The organism is Lonepinella sp. MS14436, assembly GCF_042470565.1.
In the GTDB taxonomy this organism is placed as follows: domain Bacteria; phylum Pseudomonadota; class Gammaproteobacteria; order Enterobacterales; family Pasteurellaceae; genus Lonepinella.
In genome coordinates this window covers 655,660-680,187 of the sequence record NZ_CP170385.1, presented here as the reverse complement: position 1 = coordinate 680,187, position 24,528 = coordinate 655,660, and the positions used below count along the sequence as shown (strand labels likewise).

The following is a 24,528-nucleotide window of genomic DNA, read 5'->3' as shown; positions in this document are numbered from 1 at the left end:
GCGGTTATTTTTTCCGTGCAATCACGTCCGTTTGTTCACTGGATTCCATATTTTTCAATTTCGCCAGTTCAAACAATGCAAAACGATACTCAACGAAATTATACACCTGATTTGCCATCGCCAATTTGAATAAGGTTTCTGCCTCACTCACATTGCCAATATTGAGTTTTTGTTTTGCTAGATAAAAATAGGTTTCAGTCAATACTTCCGCATATTGAGGGGACGCTGGATCAACAAATTGTTGAGCCTTGTCTAATAAGTCTTGCTCTGAAAGGTTGCCCAAATAATATTGGACGATTGAAGTACCCCAATATTCAGTGGAAAGCTGTTTAGCTCTTTGCACTAAATTCTGTTTTGCCTCATTGGGTTTAAATTTAAGCTCATTTAAATATAGCCAAAGCACACGATAAGGGTCGGTTTGGTCCGCATTATAGAAAGCCAAAAAGTCCCGTTGTGCTAGGTTGTAACGTGCAGTGTAATAAAAATCTAAACCACGATTTAAATAGGAATATTCATAATCAGGATCTAATTCAAACACTACATTAAATGCCTCTAATGCACTGTCATAATCTTCATCTAATAAAGAATATAAACCTAAATAGTTGTAAACTGCCGCCGTTTTTGGTCGCAGTGCTAGGGTTTGAGTAAAGTCATAACGAGCTAATCCCCAAAGCCCTAAACTATCATAAAGCACACCACGCTCAAAATGTAAACTTGCTCGTTCTGCTTTCGATAGTTGTCCAATAATCAGCATTTGATGAATACGAGCAATCATGACTTCTTGCTCAAAATGCACATTAGGATATTGTTCCGCCAAGGTTATTTTATTGTTAGATACAAACACGCCACCAGAGCTATTGACACAACTCGTTAGCATGACAACAAACAATAAATTCGGTAAAAACTTGCCGATCTGCATTAACCTGTTTAGCAGTATCATCACCTATAATGCCTTTATTAGACAAAATTTATAACAAATAAACCGCACTTTTACTCAAGCCTACTTAAACTCTAGCAAAGTGCGGTAAAATTTTACAAATTATTCTTGTTCAACAAATGTAGCTTGCTCTGTTGATTCAGCAGCTTGTTGTTTTTCCACAAGATCTTTCATGGTTAAGCGAATACGACCTTGGCGATCAATTTCAACCACTTTGACTTGCACTTCTTGACCTAAAGTAAGGTAATCAGTCACTTTCTCAACACGCTCTTCAGCGATTTGTGAAATATGCACTAACCCCTCTTTTCCACCAAGAATAGAAACAAAGGCACCAAAGTCTGCCAGACGAGTCACTTTACCTTTGTAAATCTCACCTGCCACTACTTCTGCGGTAATGTCTTCGATACGCGCCATAACTGTTTTCACTGCATTACCATCAACTGCGGCAATTTTTACGGTACCATCATCGTCAATATCAATAGATGTGCCTGTTTCTTCGGTTAATGCACGAATCACTGCACCACCTTTACCAATCACATCTTTGATTTTCTTCGGATCGATTTTCATGGTGTAAATACGTGGTGCGAAATCAGAAATTTCTTCACGTGGAGCGGCAATCGCTTGTTCCATTACACCTAAAATGTGCATTCTGGCACTTTTCGCTTGATTTAAGGCAATTTGCATAATTTCGGCGGTAATGCCTTCAATTTTGATGTCCATTTGTAGTGCAGTTACACCTTGACGAGTCCCTGCGACTTTGAAGTCCATATCGCCTAAGTGATCTTCATCGCCTAAAATATCAGAAAGCACCACAAATTTGTCGTCTTCTTTCACTAAACCCATGGCAATCCCAGCTACGGCGGCTTTAATTGGTACACCAGCGTCCATTAACGCAAGGGAAGCACCACATACAGACGCCATAGAAGAAGAACCGTTAGACTCGGTAATTTCAGACACCACACGTACTACATAAGGGAATTCAGTAATGCTTGGCATCACAGCGGCGACACCACGTTTTGCCAAACGACCATGACCGATTTCACGGCGTTTTGGTGAACCCACACGTCCTGTTTCACCCACAGAATACGGAGGAAAATTGTAGTGGAATAAGAAATTATCTTGACGTTCGCCAGTTAATTCATCGAGAATTTGTGCATCACGCTCAGTACCTAATGTTGCCACCGCTAACGCTTGCGTTTCGCCACGCGTGAAAATCGCTGAACCATGAGTACGTGGTAATACACCCGTACAAATATCTAAGGCACGCACAGTGTCAACGGTACGACCGTCAATGCGTGGTTCGCCTGCGATAATACGCCCACGCACGATTTGACTTTCAAGTGCGGTGAAAATATCAATAATTTTACCTTCGCTGATCTCTTCACCCTCAGCAGTTTCTGCGGTAATTTGAGCAATCACATCAGCTTTGATCGCATCAATTTGCTCATAACGCACTTGTTTTTCAGTAATACGATAAGCATCACCTAAACGGCTTTCTGCTAAAGATTTTACTTTATTAATCAATGCGGTATTTGGCTCAGGTGCCACCCAATCCCAACGTGGTTTGCCCGCTTCTTGAGCAAATTCTTTAATCGCTTCCACCACCACTTGTTGTTGCTGATGACCGAATACTACCGCCGCTAACATTTGTTCTTCAGTTAATACGTCCGCTTCAGATTCTACCATTAACACGGCTTTATCCGTCCCAGCTACGACTAAATCCAAACGGCTTTGTTTTTGTTCTGCCATGGTTGGGTTTAGCACGAATTGATCATCAATAAAGCCCACACGAGCCGCACCAATTGGACCATTAAACGGTACACCTGACAATGACAATGCAGCTGACGCACCAATCACTGCCACTAAATCAGGGCTAATTTGTGGATTAACTGACACCACAGTCGCAATGATCTGAATTTCATTTAAGAAACCCTCAGGGAATAATGGACGAATTGGACGGTCAATTAAACGAGCAATTAAGGTTTCACCCTCAGATGGACGACCTTCACGTTTAAAGAATCCACCAGGAATTTTACCCGCGGCATAAGTACGTTCTTGATAATCAACAGTTAATGGGAAGAAATCCTGCCCCTCTTTCACTTCTTTTTTCGCTACCACGGTCACGAATACGGTGGTATCGTCCATACTTGCCATCACTGCTGCGGTCGCTTGACGTGCAATCGCACCCGTTTCAAGCGTAACGGTGTGTTGACCATATTTAAATTGTTTTACTATTGGATTCACAATGTTTTCCTTTTTCATTTTCTAACACAGGGATTTCCCCCAAACACTGCTTTCTTGTTCCAAATTTGCGACTAGCAAAAATATTCTTTGTCTATCTGCAAAATATTTTTGATAGCCGCACGCTAAAACGAAAACGGATACAAAAAAGCGTTGATTATTATACAACCTTTTCACATGAAGTAATAATTTTATTTCTCTTAAATCACGAAATAGACGAAAAAACCCCGCACTTACATACGGGGTTAGACATAATATCGCTATTCCATAGCGTTAGATCCGTTATCTCATTCATATAAAAGATGCAGAGCATCGTCACCATGCTTATCCCTGTACGCTAGTGCAGGGCATATCACTTACTCATCTAAGAAACTCCGCAAAGTTTCTGAACGGCTTGGGTGGCGTAATTTGCGTAATGCTTTGGCTTCAATTTGACGAATACGTTCACGGGTAACATCAAATTGTTTACCTACTTCTTCAAGCGTATGGTCAGTGTTCATATCAATACCAAAACGCATACGTAATACTTTAGATTCTCTTGGAGTTAAACCCTCTAATACTTCATGGGTTGCGGCACGTAAACTTTGTGCTGTGGCACTGTCTAATGGTAACTCAAGGGTACTATCTTCAATAAAATCACCTAAATGTGAATCGTCATCATCACCAATTGGGGTTTCCATAGAAATCGGTTCTTTGGCAATTTTCAACACTTTACGAATTTTATCCTCTGGCATCCCCATACGCTCTGCCAATTCTTCTGGCGTAGCTTCTCGTCCCATTTCTTGTAACATTTGACGTGAAATACGGTTTAATTTATTAATGGTTTCAATCATGTGTACAGGAATACGAATAGTGCGAGCCTGATCGGCAATAGAACGCGTAATCGCCTGACGAATCCACCATGTAGCATAAGTTGAGAATTTATAACCACGGCGATATTCAAATTTATCCACCGCTTTCATTAAACCGATGTTACCTTCTTGAATTAAATCAAGGAATTGCAAACCTCGGTTGGTGTATTTTTTGGCAATCGAGATCACTAAACGTAAGTTAGCTTCCACCATTTCTTTTTTGGCTCGGCGAGCTTTTAATTCGCCTTGAGCTACCCGATCACCAATTTCACGAATTTGTGGAATGGTAAGTCTGGTTTCTTGTTCTATCTGTTGTAATCTTGCAATAGAATCTCGAATATTATCGGCATATTCGGCTAATTTAGGGGCATAGTTTTTCTTACTACCTAAAATTTTGACTAACCAAGCATCTGTATTTTCTTTGCCCGTAAAGACCTTAACAAAATCATCTTTTGGCATTTTGGCATAATCCACTACCCAACGTTGAATTTGACGTTCTTCTTTACGTACCCGTTTCATCATATCTCGAATAGACATCACCAATAAATCAAATTGACGAGGCACTAAACGGAATTGTACAAAAATTTCTGATAATGCTTGAATTTCGCTACGCACTTTTTTATGGGTACGCCCATGTTTTTCAATTAACCCTAAGATTTTAATATGTTGTGCTTTTAAGGCGGCAAATTTTTCTCTTGCAACTTCTGGATCAATAGCCGTATCGCTGTCATCGGAAGAAGATTCCGTTTCCTCTTCGTCTTCTTCATCATCTAAATCAACGTCAGCAACTTCAGTACTTTCCTCTTCATCAGCATCGTCCGCAAGTTCATCATCAATCTCAGCGATACTTTCTTCTTCAACTACATTCGGATCAACAAAGCCTGTGATCAAATCCACTAAACGAACGGAACCCTCTTCAACTTTTTCATATTGCTCTAAAAGATAAGTCAGCGATTCGGGATATTCCGCCACGGCACTTTGTACTTCGTTAATACCGTCTTCAATGCGTTTGGCAATATCAATTTCACCCTCACGAGTTAGAAGTTCTACACTGCCCATTTCTCGCATATACATTCGCACAGGATCGGTAGTACGACCTAACTCAGCTTCTACGCTAGATAATACTTGGGTCGCTTCTTCCACCACATCATCATTAATATTGTCGATATTTTCATTTAAAATAAGATCATCGGCATCTGGTGCTGCATCCAACACTTGAATACCCATGTCATTGATCATCTGAATAATATCTTCAATTTGATCGGCATCAACGAGTTCTTCTGGCAAATGATCGTTGACTTCGGCAAAGGTTAAATAGCCCTGTTCTTTCCCTTGGGCGATTAACAATTTTAATTGTGATTGTGGATTTTGCTCCATAAATGGCTCCTCCGCCTTTACTTTTATTCGTTAAGGTAAAATGAATTAAATTCTATCACTGTTATGACTATTTCACTATTATTTATTTTGCTCGTCCACTGAGTAATTTGAAAAGTTCCTGTTTTTCTTCTGAATCTAAACTTTCAGTACGATCTTTAGCAATTAATTGCTCAATTCTACGTTCAATAATTTGGGCTAACAAAAATTCGTAGGTTTCAATATAAGTCGTACTGATCTGTTCTTCTTCAATTAAATGATCCCAAGTTGATAAAATTTCAAGGGGCTTATAATCTTCTGTATCACGAAAATATTCTAATATTTGCCCTAAGGTAATGCCGACATTATCCCGACAAACCCGAGTTAATTTATCAAACAACGCTAATCCCGGTTCATTTAAACTCGCAATATCCGACACATCATATTCTAATTGAGCCAGCTCTGGATTTTGTAATAATAAAGCTATCAACAATCGCATAGGGGTACGCTTTACTTCTGGCATTTTTTGCACCGCACTTTTTTGTTGCGGTTGTGCTAAGAGAGCTTCAATTTGTTTAGGATCAATAATACCTAACTTACTGGCTAAGATATTATTCAAATAAATCCGCAACATTTCTCCAGGAATACGTTCAATTAATGGTACGGCTAATGCTGCCAGCTTACTTTTACCCTCTTTGGTTGCTAATTTGACATCTTTGAGTAAATGATCAAATAAAAAATCGCTCAAAGATTGTGCCTGTTGTAAATAGTCTTCAAATTGTTGTTTGCCATATTGACGAATGTAGGTATCAGGATCTTCGCCATCAGGTAAAAATACAAATTTCAACTGACGACCATCTTCCAAATAAGGCAACGCATTTTCTAACGCTCGCCATGCAGCCGCTCGTCCAGCCCGATCGCCGTCATAACAACAGATCACTTGCTCGGTAGAACGAAAAATCTGGTTAATTTGTTCTGGCGTAGTGGCTGTTCCTAAAGAAGCCACAGCGTAATTCACATCAAACTGAGCCAATGCTACCACGTCCATATAGCCCTCAACGACTAATAGTTGTTCAGGACTATCATTAATTTTCAATGCTTCATATAATCCATAAAGTTCATTACCTTTATGGTAGGTTACAGTATCAGGTGAGTTAAGATATTTGGGTGTACCATCGCCGATCACCCGTCCCCCAAAAGCAATCACTCGTCCACGACGATCACGGATTGGAAACATAATTCGATTACGGAACGTATCATAAACCGTACCACGCTGGCTACGTTTTACCATACCCAAGGAAAATAACCGCTCTTGTTCTTCCTTATTATGACCAAATTGACGCACCACTAAATCATAACTATCTGGCACAAAACCAATAGAAAAACGCTGAATAATTTCTTTAGACAAACCTCGTTGTTGTAAATAGTCTTGAGCTAACTGAGATTTCGGCAGTTGTTGCTGATAAAGTTCAGCAATTTCTTGCATTAATTGATAAAGATCTTTCTTAGTCTGATAATTAACATAAGGCTTATCTGATTTACCACGAGTTTCCTCTCTTGGTACATCTAAGCCAAGTATATTGGCTAATTCTTCTACCGCTTCTACAAATTCAAGTTTGTCATATTCCATTAAAAAACTTAACGCATTACCGTGAGCCCCACAACCAAAACAATGATAAAACTGTTTGGTTTTGCTAACCGTAAAAGAGGGTGTTTTTTCGTGATGAAATGGACAGCACGCTTGATAATTATTGGTGCCAGCCTTTTTCAATTTGACCCGAGAATTAACTATATCAACAATATCTGCTTTAGCAATAATATCATTAATAAAAGAACGTGGAATCAAACCCGCCATAGTTAATCCTCATGAATTAGCAAACTAATTAAATGAACAAAACCGTGATTCCGAAAAGGTTTCACGGTTTGTTTAACTCAAGTGTTAATTAAAACTTCTAATTAATATAAACGTGTATTACGAGCGTTTTCACGAGCAACACGTTTCGCGTGACGTTTTGCACGAGAGATATTTTCACGTTTACGAATAGTAGTCGGTTTTTCGTAAAATTCACGAGCACGCACTTCAGCTAAAATACCTGCTTTTTCGCAAGAGCGTTTGAAACGACGTAATGCAACGTCAAATGATTCGTTTTCACGAACTTTAATTACTGGCATAAGCCATCACCTCTATTAAAATTTGATAAATAAGTTTAGTTAATTTTGCAAAATTACTGAGTAACTTACTCAATAAAGGTCGCAATTTTAATCTAATTTGCCCCTAAAAGTAAAGCCTGAATTTGATCTTTTCTGTGCAAATTTGCCAAAGTGCGGTAAAATCTTACCTAATTTTTAGAAGAATAACAAAATAAAGAGCATTTCATGAAAATTCTAGGCATTGAAACCTCCTGTGATGAAACAGGTGTTGCCATTTATGATGAACAACAAGGCTTAATCGCCAATCAACTTTATAGCCAAATCGATCTGCACGCTGATTATGGGGGGGTCGTTCCCGAGCTTGCCTCACGTGATCATATTCGCAAAACCTTACCTTTAATTCAGCAAGCCTTGCAACAAGCAAATTTAACCGCTCAAGACATTGATGGTATTGCTTATACTGCTGGACCAGGTTTAGTGGGAGCTTTATTAGTGGGAGCGACTATTGCTCGCTCGCTTGCTTATGCTTGGAATATTCCTGCTATCGGTGTGCATCACATGGAGGGACATTTACTCGCCCCCATGTTAGAACTGCCCGAAAATCGACCGCACTTTCCTTTTGTGGCATTGTTGGTATCGGGAGGGCATACGCAACTGGTGCAAGTGGAGGGCGTGGGGTGTTATCAACTATTAGGTGAAAGTATTGATGATGCGGCTGGTGAAGCCTTTGATAAAACAGCAAAATTACTCGGTTTAGATTATCCAGGTGGTGTGGCTCTTTCTCGTTTAGCTGAAAAAGGCACGGCAGGACACTTTGTGTTCCCGAAACCGATGACCGATCGCCCTGGCTTGGATTTCAGTTTTTCTGGCTTAAAAACCGCTGCTGCCAATACGATTAATCAATTAATCAAACAACAAGGCGAATTGAATGAACAAGACAAAGCAGATATTGCTCATGCTTTTCAAACTTCAGTGGTGGATACTTTAGCGATTAAATGCAAACGAGCCTTAAAACAAACAGGCTACAATCGCTTAGTCATCGCTGGTGGTGTCAGTGCTAACAAGCAATTACGACAAGGTTTACAGCAATTAATGCAACAACTCAAAGGGCAAGTATTCTACCCTGCTCCGCAATTTTGTACCGACAACGGAGCAATGATTGCTTACGTGGGTTTTTTACGCTTAAAAAATGGCGAACAATCGGATTTAGCGATTGAGGTAAAACCACGCTGGGCAATGACAGAATTAGCGTCTATTTAAAAACTTAACCAAAAAACACCGCACTTATGGCTAAACTTTATTTTTATTACTCCACGATGAACGCAGGGAAATCCACTACCCTGTTACAATCCGCCTACAACTATGTCGAACGTCAAATGAACGTGTTGCTTTATACCGCAGCGATTGACGATCGTTTTGGGGTAGGGCGAATAACCTCCCGTATTGGCATCAGTCAGGCGGCTAAATTATTTAATAAAAACAGTAATCTATGGCAAGAAATCAAGCAACATTTAGAGCATGAAAAATTACACTGTATTTTAGTCGATGAAGCTCAATTTCTCAGCCAAGCACAGGTTCGTCAATTAAGTGATGTGGTGGATAAATTGAATATTCCCGTGTTATGTTACGGCTTACGCACGGATTTTCAGGCGAATTTATTTGAGGGTAGCCAATATTTATTAGCGTGGGCGGATCAATTAGAAGAACTGAAAACCATTTGCTATTGCGGTCGCAAAGCAAATTTTGTGTTGCGTTTAAATGAACAAGGTGAAGTCGTAAAAGACGGAAAACAAATTGAAATTGGCGGAAATGATAAATATCTCTCCGTTTGTCGGCGACACTATAAGGAAATGATTGAGTAAGCAAAAAGTGCGGTGAAAATTCCAAAACAATTTCAACAGAAATTATCAATAAAAACACCGCACTTTTAAGCGAAAATCAAACCACTGGCGTATTTCGATAAAACATTAATCTCGGTAACGCCAAGCCAAATACTAAAGCTCCGAGCAAAAATCCTGTTTTAATAAAATCGTTAATCATGTGTTCATACAATTCTGGGGTATAACCCTGATAGTTGATTTGCACAATCGCAATCATCGCTTTATAAGCATAAATTCCCGGAATCATAGGAATAATCGCCGCCACAGTAAATACTTTAGGGTGAGCTAAATAACGTTGCGAAATATGCACCCCAGCAAAACCAATTAATGCAGAAGCTAACATTGTGGCAAGCACTAAAGATACATCAAAATGCAATAATAACGTACGGAAACTGTGTCCCAATGCACCTAACACGCCACAATAAATCAATGCCTTAGGTGGCACATTAAAAATCAAGGCAAAACCCACTGCGGGTATGGCGGCAAAAAACATATCATCAAGTAATAACAAAATTAAATCCATTTTAGTTTCCCCAATGTGTGATGTGTAATAGATTTAAAGCGAGTACGATACCCATACAAGCCCCGAAAGTTAATACTGTCGCCAAAGTCCATCTTGCCCAGCCCATACCTATATGTCCTTTGAGAATATCAGCTAATGAATTAACTAATGGAAAACCAGGGACTAATAATAACACGCTAGAAGCAAGGGCAATCTGTGGATTATTGCCTAAATTGTATTTTAATGCTAATCCTGCAATTAATGAGGCGACAAAAGCAGTTACGCTAAACACAATAAGCGGATTAAAATGTCGTTTAGCTAACTCTTGACGCACAAACATAGCAATCGCAGAGGCTACAAAGGTAATCCCAAAGATAACATGATTACCACCAGAAAGATGGGAAAAACAAGCACAGGATAACCCTATCATAAACACCACAAGCCAACGGTTGTATTTTAACGGTTTAATCTGTTCTAACTTATCTCGTACCAAGTGAATATCATAAATATGATGCTCCGCTGCAATCACAATACGTTGCACCGCCGTTACCACTTGCATATTAATGCCTTTATCTACATTTTGTCTGGTGGTGGTAATACAATGTTCATTTAATACCGTAGTTAAAATAATTGCATTAGGTGTTAAAGCACATTCTACGGTTGTCGCACCTAGTGCCTTACCTAACCGAATGGCACTTTGTGAAACCACCGTGCTTTCTGCACCATGTTGTAACAATAATTGTGCCACCAAAATACAAAGCCGTGTTATCTCTCGCTGATGTTCTTCAAGTTGTTGTTTTTCTACCATAGTGAATTTCCATAAATATTGAATTGTCTTATTATATGCTTTCTTGCCAGTAAAAAGAATTGTGTTAAATCAATAAAGTGCGGTCAAAATTACGTGATTTTTACAGATTTTAATGCTAATTTAGCACATCATTTTTTTAAGAGTTACTATAATGAATCAAAAAACTATTGTTGTAAAATTTGGCACCAGTACTTTAACACAAGGTTCGCCAAAATTAAATCGTCCACACATGATTGAAATTGTACGTCAACTTGCTCAACTTCATCAAGCAGGTTTTCGGCTGGTTATTGTTACCTCTGGTGCCATTGCGGCTGGGCGTGATTATTTAAACCACCCTGCATTACCCCCGACAATCGCTTCAAAGCAATTATTGGCGGCAGTTGGACAAAGCCAGTTAATTCAAACTTGGCAACAGCTGTTTGCTATTTATGATATTCATGTTGGGCAGATTTTATTAAGCCGTGCGGATATTGAAGACCGTGAGCGGTTTCTCAATGCAAGAGATACTTTGCATGCTCTGTTAGATAATCAAATTATTCCGATAATTAATGAAAATGATGCGGTAGCTACCGCTGAAATAAAAGTGGGCGATAATGATAATTTATCGGCATTAGTGGCTATTTTAGTGCAAGCCGATCAACTTTATTTATTGACTGATCAGCAAGGTTTATTTGATAGCGATCCACGTAAAAACCCTGACGCAAAATTAATTCCAGTTGTGGCACAAATTAACGATCATATTCGTGCTATTGCAGGTGGTAGTGGTACAAATTTGGGGACTGGCGGCATGTCAACTAAAATTACCGCCGCAGATGTAGCAACGCGTTCAGGTATTGAAACCATTATCGTATCAGGCAATCGTGAAAATGTGATTGTGGATTTAGCCTATGAGCAAGCTATTGGTACCAAATTCACTATCCCAGCCGAACACCTAGAAAGCCGTAAACAATGGCTATTTGCTGCTCCATCTGCTGGCAGCATTATTATTGATGACGGAGCAGAAAGTGCGGTGTTAATTCAACAAAAATCTTTACTACCTGCTGGTATTGTCGCCATTGAAGGACGTTTTTCCCGTGGTGAAGTGGTCAAAATCCGTACTCAAAACGGTAAAGACATTGCCCTTGGTATGCCACGCTATAACAGTGATGCGTTACAACTTATTCAAGGTAAGAAATCGCAACAAATTGAACAAATTCTTGGTTATGAATATGGGGTAGTAGCGGTGCATCGTGATGATATGGTGGTATTGAAAAAATAATAATCTGCATCAGCTAGGTGTGTTTGCACACACCTACTGTTATTCTTTGCTTACTCTTTCCCTTTCACATCAATAATCACTACTTCCGATTGTGTTCCCAATCGCATTGGAACTCCCCAAAAGCCATAGCCTGAGGTGACAATAAAATGCCCGTTGCCAATTTTTTCATGACCATAAGCAAGGCGGTAAATTAATTTAGTAATAAAATTGGCAGGAAAAATTTGCCCGTTGTGAGTATGACCTGCGACCAGTAAATCCACGGGTAATTGCGAAATTTGTTCAATTTCTGTCGGACGATGATCTAATACAAAAATCGGTAAACGAGTATCCACGGACTGAATTAACTGTGCGGTACTCGGGCGATCTTTGACTAAATCATCATTACGCCCAACAATCACAAATTCATTATTAATGGTTTCTGTTTGATCCCACAATACTTTGATGCCAGCTTGTTTAATCTGTTCCGCAATCCGTTGTTGATCGCCAAAGAAATCGTGGTTGCCTAAGGTCGCATAAACGCCTAAAGGGGCTTGTAATTTAGCTAAACTCGGTTGCATTTTTTGACTTAAATAGGCATCGACATTGTCGTCCATAATATCACCTGGTAGCAAAATGAGATCGACTTTTTGTTGATTAAAAATCTCCGCTAATTGATCAAGCTGTTTGGCACCGAACAATTTGCCTAAATGAAAATCGCTTGCCATGCCGATACGTAATAGTCTTATCGGTTTATCAAGGGTGATTTGATAATGGACTATTTGTGGCGTATAAGCGTTATACACACCTAATCCGATTAACCCTGCCATGCCAATAGGATATAACCAAGCCAAAGTGCGGTGGATTTTGCTGTAATTTTTGAATACCCATGCCAATAATACTAGAGCAAGGCTAACAAAAAGCGAAAACAGCAAGAATACCATGATAAACGGCAATAGGCGAAACATTGGGAATAACCTAGTGGCAGTTAGAATGGCGACTGAATTAGTGAATACATAGCTGGTAAACACAAAAATATAGCGACCTTTTTGTGATAATACACCGCCATAAAGCCAACCTAAGGTTCGGTTAAAAATATAAATAAGTACCTGTAACGCCAGTATAGTTACAGCAAAAATAACATAATAACGTGTTTCCAATCTGTTTTTCTCCCAAAAATAATGCCCCCAAAGCGAGGGCAGTTAAAAGTTGCATTATATTAATACGCTTCTATTCTCTCGACAATAAGTATTTTTGAAAGATAGCCCTAGGCTATGCTAAACTAATAAAAATTGATAAAAAATGAAGGATTCTTTCAATGTCAACATTAACTAAATTATACCGTAAAATGTTAGGTATTCCACTGTCGTTTTTTGTGAAAAATAATCCTATTCCTCATCACCCGATTGCTGAATTGAATCTTGATATTCATCAGCCTTTTGTTTATGTATTACCTTATACATCACAAACTGATTTAGTGATTTTTCAACGCAACTGTTTACACGTGGGCTTACCTGATCCGTTACAACCGAATGAAATCAATGGCGAAAAAGTGCCACGTTATGTGTTTTTAGATGAAGGGCATAGTTTCTTTAAATCCAAGGGTGCGAAGCAAGAAACGGAAAAAGTGTTTTATAAATATCTTGAATTACACCGCACTTTGGCGGATTTAAATGTACAACTTGTGCCAGTATCAGTGTTGTGGGGACGTTCCCCAGGGCAAGAAGATAAAAACGGTTTACCCAAATTGCGTTTACTGAATTGTGTCCAAAAAACTTTCAATATTCTTTGGTTTGGACGTGATACCTTTGTCCGTTTTTCTCAAGCTGTTTCTTTGCGTTATATGGTCGATGAGCATGGTTCGGACGAAAAAATTGCCCAAAAATTGGCTCGTGTCGCCAAAATACACTTTGCCAAACAACGTATTTCGGCGGCTGGTCCTAGATTGCCTAATCGTCAAGCTATGTTTAAAAAATTATTGCAATCGCCAACCATTTTGCAAGCCATTGATGATGAAGTAAAATCTAAAAACATAAGCAAAGAAAAAGCGACCAAAGAAGCCGAAAAAATTCTTGATGAGATCGCCGCTAATGTAAGCTATGAGGGCTTACGTTTAGCCGATCGTTTTTTACGTTGGTTGTGGAATAAATTATATCAAGGAATTGAAGTCCAGCACGCAGATCGTGTCCGTAAATTAGCCTTGGAAGGGCATGAAATCGTGTATATTCCATGCCATCGTAGTCATATTGACTATTTATTATTATCCTATGTGTTGTATCATCAAGGCTTAGTAACACCGCATATCGCCGCTGGAATTAACTTGAATTTCTGGCCTGTGGGAGGATTATTCCGCCGTGGTGGTGCTTTCTTTATTCGCCGTACATTCAAAGGTAATCGTCTATATTCAACGCTATTCCGTGAATATTTAGCTGAATTATTTCATCGTGGTTATGCGGTGGAATTCTTTATCGAGGGAGGACGATCACGCACAGGACGTTTGCTTGCCCCCAAAACTGGCATGGTGTCAATGACCTTGCAAGCCTTACAACAAGGGCAAACTCGCCCAATTTCTATTGTCCCCGTGTATGTAGGCTATGAACATGTGTTAGAAGTAGATACTTACGCAAAAGAATTGCGTGGTGCAGCGAAAGAAAAAGAAAATGCAGGCTTGGTATTGCGTGTGATTAAAAAATTACGCAATCTCGGTAAAGGCTATGTGAATTTTGGTGAGCCTATTTCATTGAATAATTATTTAACTCAACATTATCCAGACTGGAAACAAACCAACCAAGAAGAACGTCCTGCTTGGTTTAATCAAGCGGTGGATCAAGTATCTAATCAGGTGATGGTCAATATTAATAATGCGGCGGCAGTAAATGCCATGAATCTGACGGGAACCGCATTATTATCTTCTCGTCAACGGGCTTTAACTCGTGAACAGTTATTAGAACAGTTACAAAGCTATCAACAATTATTGCAAAATACCCCGTATTCGCAAGATATGATTATACCAGCGGAAAGCCCTGAACAAATGTTAAATCATGTGTTAAGTTTAGATCGTGTGGGGGTATTAACTGAAAAAGATAACTTTGGCGAAATTGTTCGTTTGGAACGTAATTCAGCGGTATTAATGACCTATTATCGTAATAATATCCAGCATTTATTTGTGTTACCGTCTTTAGTGGCAAGTATCGTATTGCATTATGGAGCGATCCAACAAGATTTAGTGATTGATGCAGTAGAGAAAATTTATCCGTTCTTACGTGCAGAATTATTTTTGCATTTTAGTGAAGAAGAATTAGAGCTACAGATTGAAAGTATTATTAATGAACTCAATCGCCAAGAATTAATTAAATCTAACGATACTTTACTCAGTATTAACCGTCCAAAAGTACGGAGCTTACAACTTTGGTCAGCGGGTATGCGTGAAATTCTGCAACGCTACCAAATTGCGGTGAGCTTGTTATGTAACGATCCCGCGATGTCTCGCACGAGTTTAGAAAAAGAAAGTCAATCTATCGCCCAACGTTTATCCGTATTACATGGTATCAATGCCCCTGAATTCTTTGATAAAGCGGTCTTCTCTGGTTTTATTAATAGTTTGAAAAACAACGGTTATTTTGATGAAAATGGCAATGCAGATTTAGCTAAATTACAAGAATTATCCGACATTTTCATGCGTTTAATTTCCGCAGAAATTAATTTAACCATTCAAAGTGCGGTGGAAAAAACGGAAGAAATTAACCCAGAAGATAAAACAGAAGACAACGTTTAATTATTTTTATATTTTCCTAAGGAATCTCTATGAATTTAAGAGAAAAAATCGATCATAGCCCAATGTCTGGTTATCAATGGGCGATTGTGGTGATGGCAGCGATTATGAACCTATTAGATGGTTTTGATGTATTAGCCCTTGCTTTTACCGCATCATCTATCAAAGCAGAATTTGCCCTAACTGGCATACAACTTGGCTATTTACTGAGTGCAGGGCTAATCGGTATGACGGCTGGATCGTTATTTTTAGCACCACTGGCGGATAAAATCGGTCGCCGTCCACTATTATTAATTGCCATTGCGTTGTCTGCGGTGGGGATGTTCGGTTCTGCCTTTATTGAACACCACGAAGCCTTATTTGGCTGGCGTTTACTTACAGGTCTTGGGGTCGGTGGTATTCTGGTTGGAACCAACGTTCTTACCAGCGAATATTCATCACGTAAATGGCGTAGCTTTGCGATTAGTGTTTATGCGGCTGGCTTTGGGGTTGGTGCAGTATTAGGCGGTTTCTTTGCTGTTGGGTTACAAGATGTCTATGGTTGGCGTGCCGTTTATCTAGCTGGTGCTGGATTAACTGGATTATGTCTTCTGGTTTTATTAGCTTGGTTGCCTGAATCTATTGATTTTCTATTAAATAAACAACCGTTCAACGCCCAAAAACGTTTAAATAAAATTACCCAGAAAATGGGCTTCGGTAAAGACTGGGCATTACCAGAAAAAGCAACGCAAGATCCTAGCCTAAGTGCGGTGAAAAAATTACCTATTTCACAATTATTCAATGCACAATACTTACGTTCCACTTTGCTTATCTGGACTGCATTTTTTGCAATTATGTTCAGTTTCTATTTCGTCAGTTCATGGACACCCGCCTTATTAAAAGAAGCTGGCATGAGTGAAAATGCAAGTATCGTAGTGGGCATGATGATCTCTATCGGTGGCACTATAGGATCTTTATGTTATGGTTTACTAGCCAGTCGCTGGTCTGCTCGTAATGTGTTGATTTTATTTACCATTCTATCATCTTGTGCGATTATCATCTTTATTTTCTCGTCTTCTATTCTATGGTTAGCCATGGTATTCGGCGTATTAGTTGGGGCATTGATGAATGGTTGTATTAGTGGATTATATACATTAAATCCTAATATCTATACCGCAGATATTCGTAGTACTGGGGTCGGTTGGTCGATTGGCATGGGGCGTGTTGGTTCTATCTTAGCACCAACCATTGCAGGCTCTCTATTAGATTTAGGTTGGCAAAAACAAAGTTTATATATTGCGGTGGGGTTTGTGTTATTGATTGCAGTCATTGCTTTATATTTCCTAAAACAACCAACTAAAATTCAAGCCGTGTAATACTAATAATCCCCACAAATTAGTGGGGATTGTTTTGAGTGAATTAATCTCGCCAAAATGGCAATTTCATGACAATACGTAAGCCACCTAAGTAACTTTTTTCTGCCCAGACCTCGCCTTGATGTGATTTTACTGTACTATATACAATCGTTAATCCTAAGCCTAACCCTTTTTTCACTTGGGTACGCTCTTCATCAACACGATAAAATGGTTTAAAAATATGTTTATACTCGGATTCCGATAATCCCTCACCATTATCATCAATCATAATAAATACCTGACCACCTCGTAACACAAAACTCACTTCTACAATGGACTTAGTATATTTCAAGGCATTTCTAATCAAATTCTCGAGTGTACTGGATAAACTTTCTAAGTTACCATAAAGAAAATATTTTTCTGGTGATTTAATTTCCTGCTTGATACGCATCTCAATCTTCAATTCTTTGGCTTCAAACACAGCATCATCTAATACATTCTCACAAATCTGTGACAAAGAAACACATTTTCGATATAGGCTACTTTCCATTTTTGCGGCAGAAATTAACAACAAATCATTCATCATTTGATTTAAACGGCTAGTTTCCATCTCTATCCGCTCTAATTCCTTACTATCCCCCATCTTCCGCCGAATTAATCCTGCGGCTAATTGCAAACGTGTCAATGGTGTACGTAACTCGTGTGATACTACCGACATCATATACTGTCTGGTATCAATCACATCAACCAAAGATTGTATCATCTGATTGAAACTTGCTCCCACTTGACGAAGTTCAACTACACCTGTGTCCTCTAATTCTTTATTAACCCTAAAATCCCCCAATGCCACTGCATTTGCCGCTCGTTGTAAGCGTTTAATAGGTTGAGTTAGACTATAAGATAACCAAACTAAAATTGGCGTAGAAACCAACATTAATAGCATGATTAAAAACCATGGATGATCAAAAATATAATTGACTATAATCTTTTGTGGATCCACATGGGTAACAAAATAAGCAAAGTACTCAACTTGTTGATCTTGGTTAGTCAAATGAATACTAAAAGGTCCTGCTATCAAAAGGCTACGGAAAGCTTTAGACTGTGGATGTAACACATCATTAGAATGGTACATAAAATCTCGGATATAGTTAATTTCATTATCTCTTGCACCGATAATATTTCTCTCGCTATCCATCAATACTGGACGCGGAAAATCTAACTTTTCTTCAATAGGATTTTCTGGCATTTCTAATAGACGAGAAAATTGCTGGGTTCTCACCGCAGTAATAATATCTTGTTGGTATTTATTTATATCTTGAGAAGTTAAATCCATATATAAACGTGTATCTAATTGTGGAACAAAATACACAGTTAATAGCAATAATCCAAAAACACACCAAAATAAAATAAAAATCTTAGCCGAAAGAAAATTAACAGTAACTCTCATTACTGCCTCGGTTATCACAATTTTCCTTATAAATCATACAATTACCCCCCCCGAGTTTATCATCTTGAGAAGCATTTTCATCTTGTTCATTATGATTAAAACAGTATTCATCCGAGAGCATGACATAACCCCGTCCACGCAGTGTTCTGAACCACAAATCATTATTTTCTCTTGGTGGTAACTTTTTACGTAAATTTGACATGTGAACATCAATGGAGCGATCATACGGAGAAAGCGGTTTACCCAATACTTTCAGACTTAAATCATCTCTGCTAACTGCTAAATTCACTTGTGACACAATAAGTTCTAAACATCCAAATTCCGTGGCGGTCAATTCTAATGATTTTCCTTTATAGCTGGCTTGTTTAGTCGCGGTATTTAAAATTAATCCCTCAAAATTAATAATATTTTGAGTATTCAAAGCGACATTGGTATCCGTACGCCGCAAAATAGCCCTAATCCTAGCAATCAATTCACGATCATTAAAAGGTTTGGCTAAATAATCATCTGCACCTAATTCTAAACCTTGAATACGATCCGAATCATCGCCACGAGCAGTCAGCATTAGCACTGGTGTATTATAAAGTCTATGAATCTCTTTTAAAGTTTCAATACCATCCATGACAGGCATCATAATATCCAATAAAATAAGCCGATAACTATTTTCCGCTAATTTCTCTAAAGCTACCTTGCCGTTTTCCGCTTCATCCACATGAAATCCTTCCAAGGATAACAAATCTGCTAATAACGAACGAATATCTTGGTCATCATCAACTAACAATAAAGGCATTATGATCTCCTAAATTACTCAACAGTGGTCAAGAAATTCTACTGGAATGTTCGACATTGCTTGCAATGGGTGCATGGTCCCGAACAATTTCTCAAAAAAATATGGCTAATTCTAATCTATTTCTTCGTAAAAAAGAAATACAAAATAAAAAATTGTACTGTTAATTTGATTCAAAATCTCTTAAAATTCGTAAGATTTATCTATTGCAATTATCCCGCAAATTTTAACTAAGGATTATCTATGAAAATCGTCGAAGTAAAACACCCTTTAGTCAAACACAAATTAGGCTTAATGCGTATGGCAGATATTAGCACTAAGCACTTTCGTGAATTAGCCACTGAAGTAGGTAGCTTATTGACCTATGAAGCGACCGCCGATTTAGAAGTTGAAAATGTCACCATTGATGGTTGGTGCGGTCCCGTGAATGTGGATAGAATTAAAGGTAAGAAAGTTACCGTGGTGCCGATTTTACGTGCAGGTTTAGGTATGATGGATGGGGTGTTAGAACATATTCCAAGTGCCAGAATTAGTGTGGTAGGTATGTATCGCAATGAAGAAACGTTAGAGCCTGTGCCTTATTTCCAAAAATTAGCTAGTGATTTAGAAGAACGTTTAGCCATTGTGGTTGACCCAATGTTGGCAACAGGTGGTTCTATGATTGCTACCATTGACTTATTAAAACAAAAAGGCTGTAACCACATTAAAGTACTAGTGCTAGTGGCTGCTCCAGAAGGACTTAAAGCACTAGAAAAAGCTCATCCAGATATTGAATTATACACAGCGTCCATTGATGACCACCTAAATGAACATGGTTATATTATCCCTGGATTGGGGGATGCTGGTGATAAGATTTTCGGAACTAAATAATCCCGATGCCTTTGATAAACATCAAAGGCATTTTTCTGTAACCGCGGTGCAAAAAATTCTGAAAGAATTTACAACGTTGCAAATAATTATTTGCACAGGGACAATGTCCCGAACAATCCTTAAAGGGATTGTGAGTAAAAATCAGTGAATTTTACACCGCACTTTAAAGTAAAAAACTATGACAACACCTGAAATTCAAAGTAAAACTAAACAAGCTTTCGTTGGCTTACAAATGTTATTCGTCGCTTTTGGTGCCTTGGTTTTGGTACCATTAATCACAGGGCTAAATGCGAATACTGCTCTATTAACCGCTGGGTTGGGAACTTTATTATTCCAACTTTGCACGGGTAAACAGGTTCCTATATTCCTTGCTTCTTCCTTTGCATTTATCGCCCCCATTCAATACGGCGTACAAACTTGGGGTATTGCTGTAACGATGGGGGGCTTGGCTTGTACTGGTTTAGTTTATTTAGCTTTAAGCACCTTAGTCAAATTGCGTGGTGTAGCAATCTTAGAACGTATTTTCCCACCTGTGGTTGTGGGTCCTGTGATCATTATTATCGGTATGGGATTAGCTCCAACAGCCGTTGATATGGCAGTTGGTAAACAAGGGACGGTACAAGCCTATGAATACGACTTGGCAATCTTAGTTTCATTAGTGACTTTGCTCACAACACTATGTGTTGCTGTATTCTCTAAAGGGATCATGAAACTTATCCCGATTATGTTTGGTATTGCTGTGGGGTATATTTTATGCCTTTGCTTAGGCTTAATTAATTTCCAACCCGTGTTTGATGCAGCTTGGTTCAGCTTACCTGAAATTACTACACCAGAATTTAAACTAGAAGCCATTTTATACTTACTCCCGATCGCCATCGCTCCCGCTGTTGAACACATAGGGGGAATCATGGCAATTAGCTCCGTGACTGGCAAAGACTTCCTAAAAAAACCTGGTTTACACCGCACTTTATTAGGTGATGGCGTGGCAACTACCGCAGCATCATTATTAGGTGGACCACCAAATACTACGTATGCAGAAGTGACTGGTGCTGTTATGCTAACTCGTAACTTTAACCCAAACATTATGACATGGGCGGCGGTTTGGGCTATCGCAATTTCATTCTGTGGTAAAGTTGGTGCTTTCCTTTCGACTATCCCAACTATTGTTATGGGGGGGATTATGATGCTCGTATTCGGTTCTATCGCAGTAGTGGGAATGAGTACCTTAATTCGTGCTAAAGTCGATGTGACAGAAGCTCGCAATCTGTGTATTATTTCGGTGGTAATGAGTTTCGGTATCGGCGGTATGTTTGTTAATGTAGGCGAACTGTCAGTAAAAGGTATCAGCTTATGTGCTATCGTGGCAATTATTCTAAACTTGGTTTTGCCAAAAGCAGAGAATAAAGTCGAATAATAACCCTCACCCTATCCCTCTCCCCATGGGAGAGGGGAATTGATAGGATTTTTTGTGCAACAACTTTCTCTCCCTATTCATCAACTAGATGATGAAACCTTAGAAAATTTCTATGGCGACAATAACCTATTGTTGCTCAACTCGTTACGCAAAAATTTCCAGCAATTACAACAACCGTTCTTTTACATTTGGGGAGCCTCTGGTAGTGGTAAAAGCCATTTACTCAAAGCAGTTGCTAACCACATTATTTCCGAAAACCGCCACAGCATTTATGTTCCTTTAAGTAAATATGCTTATTTTTCCACCGCGGTTTTAGACAACCTAGAACAACAAGATGTGATTTGCCTAGACGATTTACAAGCCGTTATTGGCAATCACGACTGGGAACTTGCCATTTTTGACTTATTTAACCGAATTAAAGAAAAAAACACCGCACTTTTACTGATTAGTAGTGACTGTTCCCCTACTTCACTCCCCGTAAAATTACCCGATCTCGCATCACGCTTACGCTGGGGTGAAATCTATCAGCTTCATTCCTTAAATGAAGCACAAAAAATCCAAGCCTTACAGCAAAACGCTCATCAACTTGGTATTGAATTATCCGAAGAAACCGCAAACTTCTTAATCAAACGCTTAGATAGAGATATGCACAGCTTATTTACTGCGGTAGCAAAATTAGATAAGGCATCATTACAAGCTCAACGCAAATTAACGATTCCGTTTGTGAAAGAGATTTTGGGATTATAAAAAACACATAAAAAAACACCGCACTTTTACGCAAAGTACGGCGTTTTTTCATCAATTTTAGAATAACACTCTGGCTCGAATTGTCCCATCAATGGCTTTTAGTTTGGTTAATAAACCATTGGTATTCTCCGTTTCTACATCAATCACCACATAACCAATTTGCGGATCGGTTTGTAAATATTGTGCGGCGATATTAATATTCTCTTCTACAAAGATCTGGTTAATCTTATTCAATACACCAGGTTTATTATGGTGAATATGTAATAGGCGTTTGGTGCCAGTATGCTCTGGTAAAGAAACTTCTGGGAAATTCACCGAAGAAAGGGTTGAACCATTATCGGAATATTTAACAAATTTACTCGCTACTTCCGTCCCAATATTTTCTTGTGCTTCCGTAGTTGAACCACCGATATGTGGAGTTAAAATCACATTATCAAATTGACGTAATGGCGACTCGAACACTTCATCTGCGGACGCTGGTTCTTCAGGGAACACATCAATAGCAGCACCACGGATTTTACCTTGCTGCAAGGCTTGAGCTAACGCATTAATATCCACCACCGTACCACGAGCCGCATTAATGAAAATACAATCCTGTTTTAATTGAGCAATACGTTTTGCATTCATTAGGTTTTTGGTGGATGGCAATTCAGGTACGTGCAATGACACAATATCACTGGTGCTTAATAATTCTTCTAGTGATGAAATTTGTTGTGCATTTCCTAACGGCAATTTGGTTTCCACATCATAGAAAAATACATTCATTCCCAAGGATTCTGCAATAATACTTAATTGCGAACCAATATGACCATAACCCACAATACCCAAGCGTTTGCCACGAACTTCTCGAGAACCCACCGCACTTTTATTCCATTCACCACGGTGAACCTGTGCATTTGCAGTAGGAATATTACGCATCAATAATAAAATTTCCCCTAACACTAATTCCGCCACTGAACGAGTATTTGAGAATGGTGCGTTAAACACTGGAATCCCACGCACTTTCGCGGCATTTAAATCTACTTGGTTAGTGCCAATACAGAAACAGCCGATAGCAATCAATTTTTTTGCTTCGGCAATCACATCAGCGGTTAAATGCGTTCTGGAACGTAAGCCAACAAAATGGGCATCTTTAATGGCTACTTTCAATTCATCTGGCTCAAGGGCTTTTTTATGATATTCAATGTTGGTATAGCCTGCTGCTTGCAAAATATCTACCGCATTTTGATGCACACCCTCCAACAGCAAGAATTTAATTTTTGATTTGTCTAAAGACACTTTGCTTGTCATATTTAGGTTCCTTTAGTTATGTTGTGTTTTTAAATAAATGAAAGAAAAAGTGCGGTGCTTTATTTAATAATTTTTGCACCGTCTGGCGTACCAATAATCACGGTATTTGCCGCATTTAAAGCAAAAATCCCGTTAGTCACTACACCCGCCACATTGTTTAATGTTTTCTCCATTTCTACTGGATTTAGAATTTTGAAATTATGTACATCTAAAATGACATTGCCATTATCTGTAATCACATTTTCACGCCATTCTGGAGAGCCACCTAAAGCGACCAATTTACGTGCCACTTGAGAACGTGCCATCGGAATCACTTCGACAGGCAAAGGAAAGGTTGAACCTAACACATCGACTTGTTTTGAACTATCTACAATACAAATAAAATTCTTCGCCAATGATGCCACTATTTTTTCACGAGTTAACGCCGCACCACCGCCTTTAATCATCATTTTTTGTGGATTAATTTCATCAGCACCGTCCACATAAATATCTAAGCTCGATACATCATTCGCACTGAAAACTTCAATGCCTTGCTTACGTAATAATTCTTCTGATGCTTTTGATGCCGCCACTGCACCTTTAATTTGGTCTGCCATGCTGCCAAGTACATCAATAAAACAATTCACCGTGGAACCACTACCAACTCCCACGATCATATCAGGTTTAACAAATTGTAAGGCGGCTTTAGCTGCCTGTTTTTTCATTTCGAGTTGATCCATTTTTAATCCTTAGTCTTTTGTAAAACGATTGCTACACTTTAATACTAAAAAGCATGATAGACAAGTTGTGTAGCATAAAATTATTTCAAGTCATCGCATAAAATAATTCATGTAACTTGGAAAAACTAAAAATAAATGGTCATATCTTCTCAAGATGACCATTTATTTAATATTTATTATTGGGCTAATGA

19 protein-coding genes and 1 pseudogene are annotated in these 24,528 nt (G+C 38.8%); 8 read left to right on the top strand and 12 right to left on the bottom strand.

The genetic code is table 11. The features are described from left to right. Positions 1-4: 4 nt before the first annotated feature. The 5 genes from nlpI to rpsU all read right to left on the bottom strand — a co-directional run bounded on the left by nlpI (position 5) and on the right by rpsU (position 7,554). Positions 5-940, bottom strand: a complete 936-nt coding sequence (gene nlpI, locus O1Q81_RS03260) for a lipoprotein NlpI (RefSeq protein ID WP_386689359.1) — start codon at positions 938-940, stop codon at positions 5-7. A 99-nt stretch (positions 941-1,039) separates the two neighbouring features. Continuing rightward, positions 1,040-3,181: a polyribonucleotide nucleotidyltransferase gene (gene pnp, locus O1Q81_RS03255; RefSeq protein ID WP_386695701.1), complete on the bottom strand. Its 2,142-nt coding sequence runs from the start codon at positions 3,179-3,181 to the stop codon at positions 1,040-1,042. Between the two features lie 353 nt (positions 3,182-3,534). After that, positions 3,535-5,406 carry an RNA polymerase sigma factor RpoD gene (rpoD, locus tag O1Q81_RS03250; protein ID WP_386689355.1) on the bottom strand — a complete coding sequence of 624 codons (1,872 nt, stop codon included), beginning with the start codon at positions 5,404-5,406 and terminating at the stop codon, positions 3,535-3,537. Between the two features lie 82 nt (positions 5,407-5,488). Beyond that, positions 5,489-7,237 carry a DNA primase gene (gene dnaG, locus O1Q81_RS03245; protein WP_386698207.1) on the bottom strand — a complete coding sequence of 583 codons (1,749 nt, stop codon included), beginning with the start codon at positions 7,235-7,237 and terminating at the stop codon, positions 5,489-5,491. Between the two features lie 101 nt (positions 7,238-7,338). Then, a complete protein-coding gene (rpsU, locus tag O1Q81_RS03240) occupies positions 7,339-7,554 on the bottom strand; it encodes a 30S ribosomal protein S21 (RefSeq protein WP_132302146.1) in 216 nt (71 codons plus the stop codon). 204 nt (positions 7,555-7,758) lie between these two features. On the opposite strand from rpsU, the gene tsaD reads away from it, so the two are divergent. Both tsaD and O1Q81_RS03230 read left to right on the top strand, forming a co-directional pair. After that, positions 7,759-8,793 (top strand): tRNA (adenosine(37)-N6)-threonylcarbamoyltransferase complex transferase subunit TsaD, encoded by a 1,035-nt coding sequence (tsaD, locus tag O1Q81_RS03235; protein WP_386698205.1) that lies wholly within the window; start codon positions 7,759-7,761, stop codon positions 8,791-8,793. Between the two features lie 26 nt (positions 8,794-8,819). Beyond that, a complete protein-coding gene (locus tag O1Q81_RS03230) occupies positions 8,820-9,395 on the top strand; it encodes a thymidine kinase (RefSeq protein ID WP_386689348.1) in 576 nt (191 codons plus the stop codon). A 76-nt stretch (positions 9,396-9,471) separates the two neighbouring features. Here O1Q81_RS03230 and O1Q81_RS03225 read toward each other — a convergent pair whose 3' ends face one another. Both O1Q81_RS03225 and O1Q81_RS03220 read right to left on the bottom strand, forming a co-directional pair. Further along, on the bottom strand, positions 9,472-9,936 hold the full coding sequence (locus O1Q81_RS03225; RefSeq protein ID WP_386689346.1) for a threonine/serine exporter family protein: 465 nt from the start codon (positions 9,934-9,936) through the stop codon (positions 9,472-9,474). Position 9,937: 1 nt separating this feature from the next. Further along, the gene (locus O1Q81_RS03220; RefSeq protein ID WP_386689344.1) at positions 9,938-10,723 is read right to left on the bottom strand and encodes a threonine/serine exporter family protein; all 786 of its coding nucleotides are present in this window, start codon (positions 10,721-10,723) and stop codon (positions 9,938-9,940) included. 151 nt (positions 10,724-10,874) lie between these two features. Here O1Q81_RS03220 and proB point away from each other — a divergent pair, with 151 nt between their 5' ends. Next, positions 10,875-11,981: a glutamate 5-kinase gene (gene proB / locus O1Q81_RS03215; RefSeq protein ID WP_386698203.1), complete on the top strand. Its 1,107-nt coding sequence runs from the start codon at positions 10,875-10,877 to the stop codon at positions 11,979-11,981. Positions 11,982-12,031: 50 nt separating this feature from the next. On the opposite strand, the gene O1Q81_RS03210 is transcribed toward proB, so the two are convergent. Further along, positions 12,032-13,117: a metallophosphoesterase gene (locus tag O1Q81_RS03210; RefSeq protein WP_386698201.1), complete on the bottom strand. Its 1,086-nt coding sequence runs from the start codon at positions 13,115-13,117 to the stop codon at positions 12,032-12,034. A 158-nt stretch (positions 13,118-13,275) separates the two neighbouring features. On the opposite strand from O1Q81_RS03210, the gene plsB reads away from it, so the two are divergent. Then, positions 13,276-15,732 carry a glycerol-3-phosphate 1-O-acyltransferase PlsB gene (gene plsB / locus O1Q81_RS03205; protein WP_386689337.1) on the top strand — a complete coding sequence of 819 codons (2,457 nt, stop codon included), beginning with the start codon at positions 13,276-13,278 and terminating at the stop codon, positions 15,730-15,732. A gap of 29 nt (positions 15,733-15,761) precedes the next feature. Next, the gene (locus O1Q81_RS03200) at positions 15,762-17,084 is read left to right on the top strand and encodes an MFS transporter (RefSeq protein WP_386698199.1); all 1,323 of its coding nucleotides are present in this window, start codon (positions 15,762-15,764) and stop codon (positions 17,082-17,084) included. A gap of 43 nt (positions 17,085-17,127) precedes the next feature. Here O1Q81_RS03200 and cpxA read toward each other — a convergent pair whose 3' ends face one another. Further along, complete coding sequence (gene cpxA / locus O1Q81_RS03195) at positions 17,128-18,510, bottom strand: envelope stress sensor histidine kinase CpxA (RefSeq protein ID WP_386698197.1); 1,383 nt, start codon at positions 18,508-18,510, stop codon at positions 17,128-17,130. Positions 18,511-18,616: 106 nt separating this feature from the next. Next, positions 18,617-19,300: pseudogene (locus tag O1Q81_RS03190) on the bottom strand (response regulator); the annotation flags it as partial. A 240-nt stretch (positions 19,301-19,540) separates the two neighbouring features. Here O1Q81_RS03190 and upp point away from each other — a divergent pair. The 3 genes from upp to hda all read left to right on the top strand — a co-directional run bounded on the left by upp (position 19,541) and on the right by hda (position 22,328). Continuing rightward, positions 19,541-20,167, top strand: coding sequence for a uracil phosphoribosyltransferase (upp, locus tag O1Q81_RS03185; RefSeq protein ID WP_386689329.1), 627 nt, complete (start codon positions 19,541-19,543; stop codon positions 20,165-20,167). Between the two features lie 178 nt (positions 20,168-20,345). Then, positions 20,346-21,581 (top strand): NCS2 family protein, encoded by a 1,236-nt coding sequence (locus O1Q81_RS03180; protein ID WP_386698195.1) that lies wholly within the window; start codon positions 20,346-20,348, stop codon positions 21,579-21,581. A 54-nt stretch (positions 21,582-21,635) separates the two neighbouring features. Further along, a complete protein-coding gene (hda, locus tag O1Q81_RS03175; protein ID WP_386698193.1) occupies positions 21,636-22,328 on the top strand; it encodes a DnaA inactivator Hda in 693 nt (230 codons plus the stop codon). Positions 22,329-22,385: 57 nt separating this feature from the next. Here hda and serA read toward each other — a convergent pair whose 3' ends face one another. Both serA and rpiA read right to left on the bottom strand, forming a co-directional pair. Continuing rightward, positions 22,386-23,618 (bottom strand): phosphoglycerate dehydrogenase, encoded by a 1,233-nt coding sequence (gene serA / locus O1Q81_RS03170; protein ID WP_386689324.1) that lies wholly within the window; start codon positions 23,616-23,618, stop codon positions 22,386-22,388. A 59-nt stretch (positions 23,619-23,677) separates the two neighbouring features. Next, positions 23,678-24,337, bottom strand: coding sequence for a ribose-5-phosphate isomerase RpiA (rpiA, locus tag O1Q81_RS03165; RefSeq protein ID WP_386689322.1), 660 nt, complete (start codon positions 24,335-24,337; stop codon positions 23,678-23,680). Positions 24,338-24,528 lie beyond the last annotated feature (191 nt).